Source organism: Cellulomonas endophytica (assembly GCF_004123805.1).
Lineage (GTDB): Bacteria > Actinomycetota > Actinomycetes > Actinomycetales > Cellulomonadaceae > Cellulomonas > Cellulomonas endophytica.
In genome coordinates, this window is sequence record NZ_RWJX01000098.1 from 1 (window position 1) to 10,641 (window position 10,641).

Consider the following 10,641-nt stretch of genomic DNA (forward strand, 5'->3'; position numbering starts at 1 on the left):
GGCCCGGCACCCCCGGGGGCTGGACCGGCCTCGGCGGCCCCGCCGGTGCGCCGGTGCCGCCGCCCCGTCCCCCGCGCCCCCGGCGCCGCGGCCCGGGCACCGGTGCGGTCGGCGCCGTCGTGGCCCTCATGCTCCTCACCGTCGCGACGCTGCTGCTCCTCGAGCGCGCCGACCGGTTCGAGGGCCCCGTGCTGCTCACCGCGGCGGGCATCGGGCTCCTCGTCACGGGCCTGGCGATCCTCCTGGCGGGCCTGCGCGGCCGCACCAGCGGGGCGCTCGGCGTGCTCGCGGTCGCCACGGCGCTCGTCGCGGTGCCGCTCGGGCTGGCGCACGGCACGGTCGACGGCCCCTGGGAGCGTCGCGGCGGACCCGCCTTCGGCGACCTCGACGTCACGTGGACGCAGCGCCAGCAGGCGTCGGGCGGCATCGAGCAGGGCATGGGCGACGTGCGGCTCGACCTCACCGAGCTGCCGCTCGACGGCTCGACCCTCGTGGTCCCGGTGGACGTCGGCGCCGGGAACGTCGAGCTCGTGGTGCCGCGCGGCACGGAGGTCTCCGCGGACGTGGAGGTCGGCCTCGGGAACATCGACTGGTCCGTCGGGGGCGTCGAGGAGCGGCGCGACGGCGCCGGCAACAGCCTCGACGTCCGGACGCCCGGCATCGCCGACGGCGAGGACGCCGAGCTGCACCTCGTGGTGCACGTCGGCATGGGCAACGTGAGCGTGGAGGAGGGCTGACGTGAGCGACGACCGCCCGGGGCCGCAGGGCCCCGCCACGACCCCCCTCCCCATCCCGCCCGTCACGGGCACCCGCTCCCCGGAGGACACCATGAGCACCACGACCGGCCCCGGCACCCCCGGCGACGCCCCCTGGGACGCCCCCGCCCGTCCGGACCTCCCCGCCGAGGACCTCGGCAGCCCGACCGGCGGCACGGGCACGGCCGGCGCCACACCCCTCGGCGCGACGACCCTCGACCCGCCCGCCCCCCAGGGCCCGTCGGTCGCCACCGTCGTCTGGGGGCTCGTCGTCGCCGTCCTCGGCGTCGGCGTCCTGGCCACGGTCGCCGGGGCCCGGATCGACGCCGGGCTCGCCCTCATCGGGCTCCTCGCCCTCGCGGGCGTCGCGCTCCTCGTCGGCTCCCTCACCGCCGGGCTGCGGTCCGCCCGGGCCGACCGGCGCTGACCGGGCGCGCACCCGGGCCCGCAGGCCCCACCGCACGGCACAGGCCGGCGCCCCGCCCGGGGCGCCGGCACCGCCGCGCCCGGACACCGCGCCCGGACACCCACCCGGACATCGCGCTCGGCCCCGTCAGCCCCGTCAGCCCTGCGCGGCGGCCCGCCGGTCCCGGGCGCTGCCGTACGCGGCGTCGACCTCCGCCAGCAGGCGGTCCCACCCGAAGTCCGGCACCACGGCCCGGTTGTGCGCGACGAGCCGCCGTCGGAGCACGGGGTCCGCCGCGAGACGGATCACCGCCTCCGTCATCCCCGCGTCGTCGTCGACGAGGAACCCGTCCGTCCCGTCGGCGACGAACTCCGCCACCCCGGTCCCGGCGCGGGCCACCACCGCGAGCCCCGCCGCCCGCGCCTCGAGCGCCGCGATGCCGAACGCCTCGAGCTCGGCCGGCGCCAGGTAGACGGAGCAGCGCCGGTAGACCGCGCGCAGGTCCTCGCGCGGCAGCCGCCCCCGCAGCTCGACGAGCCCCTCGGCGCCGCGCTCCCGCACGACGGCCTCGACGCGGGCGCGCGCGGGCCCGTCGCCGACGAGCGTGAGGTGCACGGACCCCGGCGGCAGCCGCAGCGCGGCGTCGGCGACGGCGTGCACGAGCGGCACCGCCCGCTTGCGGGGCGCCAGGCGCATCGTCGCGACGAGGCGCAGGGGGCCGTCGTCGTCCGGCACCGCCGGGCCGTCCGCCGGGCCGGGGACCCAGGCGCTCAGGTCGATGCCGTTCGGCACCACGTCGACGGGCACCCCCGGGCCGACGACCTGCCGGACCCGCTCGGCGGCCGCGCCCGAGACCGCCGACAGCGCGGCGCCGCGCGCCAGCCGGGTGACGGGCCCCCGCGCGAGGCGCAGCAGCGGCACCATGCCGTCGAGCATGCAGTGCCAGGTGACGGCGGTCGCCAGCCCCTCGGCGAGGGCGATCCGGGCGCCGTCCGCCGCGAACGGCGAGACCACGCCGGCGTGCACGTGGACCACGTCGGGCCGCACCGCCCGCAGCGCCTCCCGCAGCAGGCGCGCCTGCACGGGGTTGACGGGCAGGTCGAACGGCAGGCGGGCGCCGAGCCGGTGGACGTGCACGCCGCGCTCCGTGTCGACGACGCCGCCCCGCTCGCCCGCCTCGCCGAGGGTCGCCGTGAGGACGTGCACCTCGTCGCCGCGCGCGGCCTGGAGGGCCGACAGGTCCCCCACCTGCGACTCGATCCCGCCGACGCGCGGGGAGAAGCAGTCCGAGACGTGGACGATCCGCACGGCGCCACCCTAGACGTGCCGACCGGGCCGACCGTGGCGCCCGGGCCGCCCGGGCCGACCGGGCCCTGCGGGTGCGGCCGGGCGGCCGACGCCGCAGGCTCGTCGGGCACCGACCCCACGAGGAGGACCCATGAGCGACCTGACGGGGAAGACGGTCGTCTTCCTGACGAGCACCCGCGGCATCGAGGAGCCCGAGCTCACGCGGCCCTGGCAGGCCGTGCGCGACGCGGGCGGGACGGCGCTCCTCGTCGCGCCCGAGGCCGGCGAGGTGCGGACCGTGAACGACGACCTCGGCCCGGGCGGCACCTACCCGGTCGACCGGACCCTGGCGGACGTGCGCGTCGAGGACGTCGACGCGCTCGTCGTCCCCGGCGGCACGGTCAACGCGGACTCCCTGCGCCTGGAGGCCGACGCGGTCGCCCTCGTCACCGCCGTCGCCGGCGCCGGCAAGCCCGTCGCGGCGATCTGCCACGGGCCCTGGCTCCTCGTCGAGGCGGGGCTCGTCGAGGGGAAGACCCTCACGTCCTACCCGAGCCTGGCCACGGACATCCGCAACGCGGGCGGCAGCTGGCGCGACGAGGAGGCCGTCGTCGACACGACGCGCTTCCCCCTCCTGACCTCGCGCGACCCCGACGACCTGCCGGCGTTCACGACGCGGCTCGTCGAGCTGTTCGCCTGAGGGCTACTCCCACTCGATGGTGCCCGGGGGCTTGCTCGTGACGTCGAGGACGACACGGTTGACCTCGGGCACCTCGTTGGTGATGCGCGTGGAGATCACCTGCAGCACGTCGTAGGGCAGGCGCGTCCAGTCCGCCGTCATGGCGTCCTCCGACGAGACCGGCCGCAGCACGACGGGGTGCCCGTAGGTGCGGCCGTCGCCCTGGACGCCGACGCTGCGCACGTCGGCGAGGAGCACGACCGGGCACTGCCAGATCTCGCGGTCCAGCCCGGCGCGCGTGAGCTCCTCGCGGGCGATGGCGTCCGCGGCCCGGAGGATCTCCAGCCGCTCGTGCGTGACCTCGCCGATGATGCGGATGCCGAGGCCCGGGCCGGGGAACGGCTGGCGCCACACGATGGCCTCCGGCACGCCGAGCTCGAGGCCGACGGCCCGCACCTCGTCCTTGAACAGCTCGCGCAGCGGCTCGACGAGGGCGAACTGCAGGTCGTCGGGCAGACCGCCCACGTTGTGGTGGCTCTTGATGTTCGCCGCGCCCTCGCCGCCGCCGGACTCCACGACGTCGGGGTAGAGCGTCCCCTGCACGAGGAACTTGACCTCGCCCCCGGCGTCGCCCGCCTCGGCGACGACCTCGCGCGCCGCGTCCTCGAAGACGCGGATGAACTCGCGGCCGATGGTCTTGCGCTTCGTCTCGGGGTCGGTGACGCCCGCGAGCGCCCCGAGGAACCGGTCGACGGCCGGGACGACCTTCAGGCGGACGCCCGTGGCCGCGACGAAGTCCTCCTCGACCTGCTCCGCCTCTCCGGAGCGCAGGAGCCCGTGGTCGACGAACACGCAGGTGAGCTGGCTGCCGACGGCCTTCTGCACGAGGGCCGCCGCCACGGAGGAGTCCACGCCGCCGGACAGGCCGCAGATGACGCGGGCGTCGCCGACCCGGGCCCGGATCTTCTCGACCTGCTCGGCGATGACGCTGCCGGGGTTCCAGTCGGGGCGCAGGCCGGCGCCGCGGTAGAGGAAGTTCTCCAGCGTCGTCTGGCCCAGGGGCGAGTGCTTGACCTCGGGGTGCCACTGCACGCCGAACAGGCGACGGTCCCGGTCCTCGAACGCCGCGACGGGCGAGCCGGCGCTCGTCGCGAGCACCTGGAACCCCTCGGGCGCGGCGTGCACCGCGTCCCCGTGGCTCATCCACACCGTCTGGTGCCCGGGGCTGCCCTCGAGGACCGTGCCGCCCTCGCGCACCTCGACACCGGTGCCGCCGTACTCGCGCTGCCCCGTCTGCGCGACCGTCCCGCCGAGGGCCTTGGCCATCGCCTGGAAGCCGTAGCAGATGCCGAGCACGGGCACCCCGGCCTCGAACAGCGCCGGGTCGACGAAGGGCGCGCCGTCGGCGTAGACCGACGAGGGGCCGCCGGACAGGATGATCGCCGCCGGGTCCTTGGCGAGCAGGTCCGCCACGGACGCCGTGTGCGGCACGATCTCGGAGTAGACGTTCGCCTCGCGGACGCGCCGCGCGATGAGCTGCGCGTACTGGGCGCCGAAGTCGACGACGAGGACGGGCTGGTGGTCGGTCGTCACGCGCCCAGGGTAGTGGCGGCGGCGACCCGCTCCTCGCCCTCGCGGTGGACCCTCCGCTCGACGACGAAGGACAGCACCGGGACGACGCCGGCGAGCACGAGCGCGGCGAGGCGGCCCCAGCGCCAGCGCATCGTCGACCACAGGTCGAGGACGGTGACGAGGTACACGACGTAGATCCAGCCGTGCGCGAAGGGGATCCACGCGAGGTACCGCAGGACGGCGTCGGGCGCGCCGACGACGTACGCCAGGACCATCTCGACGACGAGCAGCAGGAGCATCACGCCCGTGACCCACGCCATCACCCGGTAGCGCCTCAGCGCCCCGGTCGCCTTCGCGGCCCAGCGGGCGGCGGCGGGGGCGGCGGTCGTCTCGGTCATGGGGGTCCTCACTCGTGCGGGTCCGGCGCGGTCGGCGGGCTGCCCCATCATCGCCCACGGCCGCGGGCCGGCCGACGCCCGCCACCCTGCGCCACGGTCGCGCCCACAGGCCCACGGGGTCGCACCCGAACGCGCCGCCGCTAAAGCGCTTGCCGCCGTGTCGGTGCCGCCCCGTACCGTCGACGGGTGCGCTCCCTCCCCCTCGCCGACCCCGGCACTCCCCCCGTCACCGGTGCCGGCGCGTACCTGTGGTGGATCGCCCGGCGGCAGTGGGGGATCCTCACCGTCGCGGTGCTGCTCGGCATGGTCGCGATGGGCTGCCAGGCCCTGCTGCCGCTCCTGACGGGCCGCGCGGTCGACGGCGGGCTCGAGGACGGGTTCGGGCCCCGGCTGTGGGGGTCGGCGGCGCTGCTCCTGGTGCTCGGGGCGGTCAGCGCGCTGGCCGGCGCGGTCGGCCACCGCTACGACGTGACGAACTGGATGCGCGCCGCGTTCACCTCCTCCCAGCTCGTGGGCCGGGCCGCCGCCCGGTCCGGGCACGCCATCACGGCGGAGCTGCCCACCGGCGAGGTCGTCTCGGCGGTCGCGAACGACGCCCTGCGCGTCGGCGAGCTGTACGCCACCGCCGCCCGGTTCCTCGGGAGCGTGGCGGCCTACGGCGTCGCCGCCGTCCTCGTGCTGCGCATCTCCGTGCCGCTGGGCCTCGTGGTGGTGCTCGGCCTGCCGGCCGTGGCCGTCGCGCTCGCCCTGCTCGTCCGCCCCCTGCAGCGGCGCCAGGCGGCGCAGCGGGAGGCGTCGGGCCGCCTGACCACGCTCGGCGCGGACACCGTCGCGGGCCTGCGCGTCCTGCGCGGGATCGGCGGCGAGGGCGTCTTCGTCGGCCGGTACCGCCGGCAGTCCCAGGCCGTGCGGGCCCGCGGCGTGCACGTGGCCACCACCCAGTCGTGGCTGGACGCGCTCCAGGTGCTGCTCCCGGGCACCTTCGTCGTCGTGCTGCTGTGGCTCGGGGCGCACCAGGCGGTGGCCGGCGCCCTGACGCCCGGCGAGCTCGTGTCCGTCTACGGCTTCGCCGCGTTCCTGGGGTGGCCCGTGCAGAGCGCGACGGAGACGCTCGGCGCCGCCACCCGCGCCCACGTCGGCGCGGGCAAGGTCGTCGCGGTGCTGCGGATCGCGCCGGCCACGGGGACGGGCCGCGGCGCACCGCTGCCGCCGCCGGGCGCCGAGCTCGTGGACGAGGCCTCCGGGCTCGTCCTGCGCCCCGGCCGGGTGGTCGCCCTCGTGGCGGCGGACCCGGACGCGTCGGCGGCCGTGGCCACGCGCCTGGGCCGGTTCGACGACGCGGCGGAGGCGGCCACGCCGGTGCGGCTCGGCGGGGTGCCCCTGCGCGAGCTGGACCTGGCGGCGCTGCGGGAGCGCGTCGTCGTCGCCGAGGCCGCGCCGCACCTGTTCTCCGGAGCCCTCGCGCACGAGCTCGACCCGCGCGGCACGGCCGACCGCTCCGGGCTGCTCGCCGCGCTCGCCGCGGCCGACGCGCAGGACGTGCTCGACTCCACGCCGGACGGCCTCGACGGCGCACTGCCCGAGCGCGGCCGGTCCCTGTCGGGCGGGCAGCGCCAGCGCGTCGCCCTCGCCCGCGCCCTGCTCACCGCCCCGGAGGTGCTCGTGCTCGTCGAGCCGACCAGCGCCGTCGACGCCCACACGGAGGCCCGCATCGCCGCCCGCCTGGCCGACGTGCGCCGCGGCCGGACGACCCTCGTCGTCACGGCCAGCCCGCTCGTCCTCGACCACGTCGACGAGGTGGCGTTCCTCGTCGACGGGCGGGTGGCGGCGGTCGCGCCGCACGCGCGGCTGCTCGAGGACCCGGCGGTCGACGCCGGGACGCGGGCGGCCTACCGGCGGGTCGTCGACCGCCGGCTCTCGGAGGCGGCCGGGGACGCGCCCGCGCCGCCGGACGACCGCGGCGTCCTCACCGCGTCCGCCCCCGCGGCGGGGGGCCGGCCGTGAAGCTGCCCGTCGCCGAGGCGCCCCAGGTGCGCGCCTACGCCCTCGAGCTCGGCCGCCGGCACGCCCGGCCGCTGGGCGTCGTCGCCGCGCTGCACGTCCTCGCCGCCGTCGCCGGGCTCGCCGGACCCTGGCTGCTCGGCCGCCTCGTGGACGCCGTCACCGCGGGCACGACCACCGGCGAGGTGAACCGGCTCGTCGCCCTCGGGGCGGTGGCGGTCCTCGCGCAGACCGCCCTCATCCGCACCGCGCAGCGCCGCTCGATGGTCTTCGGCGAGGGGGTGTTCGCGGAGCTGCGGGAGGAGTTCGTCGAGACGCTCACGCGCCTGCCCCTGTCCGTCGTGGAGCGCGCGGGCACGGGCGACCTCGTCGCGCGCACGACGAACGACGTGAACAAGCTGCAGCACGCCGTCCGCTTCGGCGTCCCGCGCGTCATCGTCGCCGTCACGACGATCACGCTCACGGTCCTCGCGTGCGTGCTCGTCGCCCCCCTCGCCTCCCTCGCGCTGTTCCTCGGCGTGCCGGCCCTCGTCGCCACGGTGCGCTGGTACCTGCGGCGCGCCACCCCCGCCTACCTGCGCGAGTCCGCCGCGTACGCGGTGCTCGACGGCACCATCACGGAGACCGTCGAGGGCGCCCGCACCGTCGACGCCCTCGGGCTCGGCGCGCGCCGCGAGGCCCGGATGGACGAGGACCTGCGCGAGGCCTTCACGGCGGAGCGGCGCACCCTCTTCCTGCGGTCGGTGCTGTTCCCCAGCGTCGACCTCACCTTCGTCCTGGCCCCGGCCGCGGTCCTCCTCTGGGGCGGCTGGCTCGCCTCCCAGGGCCAGGTGACGATCGGCGCCGTCACCACGGTCGTCCTGTACGCGTACCAGATGATCGGCCCGGTCTGGGAGCTCATCTTCTGGCTCGACGAGATCCAGGTCGCGACGGTCTCGCTCGCCCGGATCGTCGGCGTGCGCCTCGTCGAGGGCGACCGGACGGCCGGCACCGCGGTGCCGACGGACGAGCACGTGGTGGCCGCGGGGGTGCGCTACGCGTACCGCGAGGGCCACGACGTGCTGCACGGCATCGACCTCGACCTGCGGGTCGGCGAGCGCCTGGCGGTCGTCGGGCCGTCCGGCGCCGGCAAGTCGACGCTGGGGCGCATGCTCGCGGGGATCCACCCGCCCACGGGCGGCCGCGTCACGGTCGGCGGCGTCCCGCTGGTCGAGCTGCCGCTGGAGGACCTGCGCGGGCACGTCGCCCTCGTGACCCAGGAGCACCATGTGTTCGTCGGGTCCGTCGCGGACAACCTGCGGCTGGCGCGGGAGCACGCGGGCGACGCCGAGCTGGAGGACGCCCTGCGCGCCGTGGACGCCCTGGGGTGGGTGCGTGCGCTGCCCGACGGCCTCGCCACCGAGGTCGGGTCGGGCGGGGCCGTCCTCACCCCGGCGCAGGCGCAGCAGGTCGCGCTGGCCCGGCTCGTGCTGCTCGACCCCCACACGCTCGTGCTCGACGAGGCGACCTCGCTCCTCGACCCGCGCGCCGCGCGGCACCTCGAGCGGTCGCTGTCGGCGGTGCTCGCGGGGCGCACCGTCGTGGCGATCGCCCACCGCCTCCACACCGCGCACGACGCGGACCGCGTCGCGGTGGTGGACGCGGGCCGCATCAGCGAGATCGGCCCCCACGAGGACCTCGTGGCGGCGGGCGGCGAGTACGCCGCGCTCTGGCGGTCCTGGCAGCACACCTAGACGGGCCCTGGACGGGCCCTAGGCAGGCACCGGTCCGGCGTCGGGGGGCGCGGTCGGGGGCGCGGTCGGGGGCGCGGTCGGGGGCGCGGCCGGGGCGGCCCCGGGGGTGCCGGCGGCACGGGCGGCGGCGAGCCGGACGGCGGCGGCCATGCCGCCGTCGCCGAAGGTGATCTCGCCGTCGTCCGCGCCCGGCCCGTCCCGCACCACGGCCTCCCAGCGCAGCAGCCGCCGGGTGGAGGTGGCCTCCTGCTCCAGCAGCACGTGGCGCAGGTGCGCCGCGAAGGCCTCGGGGTGCCGGTCGACGAGCGCGCCGTAGAGCTCCAGCCGCCGCTCCATGCTGCGCACGTTGCTGGACGCCGGCGCGGTCCGGTAGTCCACGAGCGGCTCGGGGACGACCTCGACCCGACCCCCGTGCGCCAGCAGCCGCAGGTAGAGGTCCCAGTCCTCGAAGCCCTCGCGCAGCGTCTCGTCGTACCCGCCCGCCCGCTCCAGGTCCCCGCGGCGCAGCAGGACGGTGGCGGGCGCCGCGTTGCGCGCCAGGAAGTCGCGCAGGGCTCCCCCGGGCGGCCGCACGACGCCGCTCGCCACCCCGACGAGCCGCAACCAGCTCGACACCGCGACGACGCCGGGCCGCCCCAGCCGCTCGCGCGCCGCGGCCACGAATCGGGGCGCGAGGCGGTCGTCGCCGTCGAGCAGCACGACGAGCTCCGTGCCCAGGGCCCGTGCGCCGGCGTTGCGGGCGGCGGACACGCCGGCGTTGGCCTGCCGCAGGACCGGCACGCCGTCCGCGACGAGCGCGTCCAGGACCGCGAGGGAGGCCGGGTCGGTCGACCCGTCGTCGACGACGAGCACCTGCACGCCGGGGTGGTCCTGCGCGCGGGCCGAGGCCACCGCCTCGGCCACGAGGCCGCCCTGGTCGTGGCTGGTCACGACGACGCCCACCTCCCCGGTCGCGGGCGGCGCCGCGCTCATGCGGGGAGGCCGGGCACCGCGGTGCCCGGTCCCTCCCCCCGCGCGTCGTCGCGCACGAGGCGCACCCACAGCGCGAGGGCGAAGCCGCCGAACAGCCACCACTGGGCGGCGTAGGCGAGGTTGCGCACGTTGAGCCCCGTGCCCCACCGGCTCGGCGGGTCCAGCGCGGCCAGCCCTCCCGCCTGCGGCGGGTCGGAGGTGACGAGGACGCCGTAGCCCGCGTAGACGGGCGCGCCGCCCCACACGTTCACGAGCTCGCCGGAGGAGATGGCCTCCGTGCGGCCGCCGCCGGTGGTGCCGGTGGCGGCCTCCGCGCCCTGCAGGTGCACGACGACCGTCACCGTCCCGGAAGGCGGGGCCGGCGGCGCGGCGCCGGCGGGCTGCCAGCCGCGCACGACCGGCAGGACGGTCCCGTCGCCCGCACCACCCTGCACCGTCAACGGCGTGAGGACGAGCTCGCCCGTGCGTCCCTCGTGCGCCCGCCCGGTCACGACGAGCTGGCCGGCGGGGTCGTACGTGCCGCGCACCTGCACCGTGCGCGCCACCATCGCCCCCGTGACGGCCTCGCCCGGGAGCAGCACCGCGTCGATCGGCTCCGGGGCGGCGGCCGCCGCCTCGGCGACGCGGCGCGCCTCGTCGGCCTCCCCCCGCAGCTGCGCACGGTCGAGCTGCCACGCGCCGAGCCGCCCGCAGACCGCGGCGGCGAGCAGCAGGAGGAGCAGCAGGCCGACGGAGCGCGGCCGCACCGCGGCGCGCCAGAAGGGGACGGGCGGCACGGCCGCCACCGCCCCGGGCCCCGGGCCCCGCCCCGGGTCGGGCGGCACGTCGCGCGGCGCCC

At 77.9% G+C, this 10,641-nt stretch carries 10 protein-coding genes; 5 read left to right on the forward strand and 5 right to left on the reverse strand.

The features are described 5' to 3' along the window. Both EJA20_RS16845 and EJA20_RS16850 read left to right on the forward strand, forming a co-directional pair. A partial coding sequence (locus EJA20_RS16845; protein ID WP_240675603.1) for a LiaF domain-containing protein occupies positions 1 to 737 on the forward strand: 737 nt, incomplete at its 5' end. A gap of 1 nt (position 738) precedes the next feature. Continuing rightward, complete coding sequence (locus EJA20_RS16850; protein ID WP_129339697.1) at positions 739 to 1,182, forward strand: hypothetical protein; 444 nt, start codon at positions 739 to 741, stop codon at positions 1,180 to 1,182. 135 nt (positions 1,183 to 1,317) lie between these two features. Here EJA20_RS16850 and EJA20_RS16855 read toward each other — a convergent pair whose 3' ends face one another. Beyond that, positions 1,318 to 2,469 carry a glycosyltransferase family 4 protein gene (locus EJA20_RS16855; protein WP_129339698.1) on the reverse strand — a complete coding sequence of 384 codons (1,152 nt, stop codon included), beginning with the start codon at positions 2,467 to 2,469 and terminating at the stop codon, positions 1,318 to 1,320. A 130-nt stretch (positions 2,470 to 2,599) separates the two neighbouring features. On the opposite strand from EJA20_RS16855, the gene EJA20_RS16860 reads away from it, so the two are divergent. Further along, a complete protein-coding gene (locus EJA20_RS16860; protein WP_129339699.1) occupies positions 2,600 to 3,148 on the forward strand; it encodes a type 1 glutamine amidotransferase domain-containing protein in 549 nt (182 codons plus the stop codon). A 3-nt stretch (positions 3,149 to 3,151) separates the two neighbouring features. Here the strand turns inward: EJA20_RS16860 and guaA are convergent, their stop codons facing one another. Together guaA and EJA20_RS16870 are read right to left on the reverse strand one after the other, a co-directional pair. Then, positions 3,152 to 4,720: a glutamine-hydrolyzing GMP synthase gene (gene guaA, locus EJA20_RS16865; protein ID WP_129339700.1), complete on the reverse strand. Its 1,569-nt coding sequence runs from the start codon at positions 4,718 to 4,720 to the stop codon at positions 3,152 to 3,154. Beyond that, complete coding sequence (locus EJA20_RS16870) at positions 4,717 to 5,097, reverse strand: DUF3817 domain-containing protein (RefSeq protein ID WP_129339701.1); 381 nt, start codon at positions 5,095 to 5,097, stop codon at positions 4,717 to 4,719. The genes guaA and EJA20_RS16870 overlap by 4 nt, the downstream gene beginning before the upstream one ends. 186 nt (positions 5,098 to 5,283) lie before the next feature. On the opposite strand from EJA20_RS16870, the gene EJA20_RS16875 reads away from it, so the two are divergent. Together EJA20_RS16875 and EJA20_RS16880 are read left to right on the forward strand one after the other, a co-directional pair. After that, entirely contained in the window at positions 5,284 to 7,101 is a 1,818-nt protein-coding gene (locus tag EJA20_RS16875; protein ID WP_129339702.1) for an ABC transporter ATP-binding protein, read from the forward strand. Beyond that, complete coding sequence (locus EJA20_RS16880; RefSeq protein WP_129339703.1) at positions 7,098 to 8,831, forward strand: ABC transporter ATP-binding protein; 1,734 nt, start codon at positions 7,098 to 7,100, stop codon at positions 8,829 to 8,831. The genes EJA20_RS16875 and EJA20_RS16880 overlap by 4 nt, the downstream gene beginning before the upstream one ends. An 18-nt stretch (positions 8,832 to 8,849) precedes the next feature. Here EJA20_RS16880 and EJA20_RS16885 read toward each other — a convergent pair whose 3' ends face one another. Continuing rightward, positions 8,850 to 9,803 (reverse strand): glycosyltransferase family 2 protein, encoded by a 954-nt coding sequence (locus tag EJA20_RS16885; RefSeq protein WP_129339704.1) that lies wholly within the window; start codon positions 9,801 to 9,803, stop codon positions 8,850 to 8,852. Next, on the reverse strand, positions 9,800 to 10,641 hold an 842-nt coding region (locus EJA20_RS16890), incomplete at its 5' end, for an SURF1 family protein (RefSeq protein ID WP_338068841.1). The genes EJA20_RS16890 and EJA20_RS16885, both read right to left, overlap by 4 nt.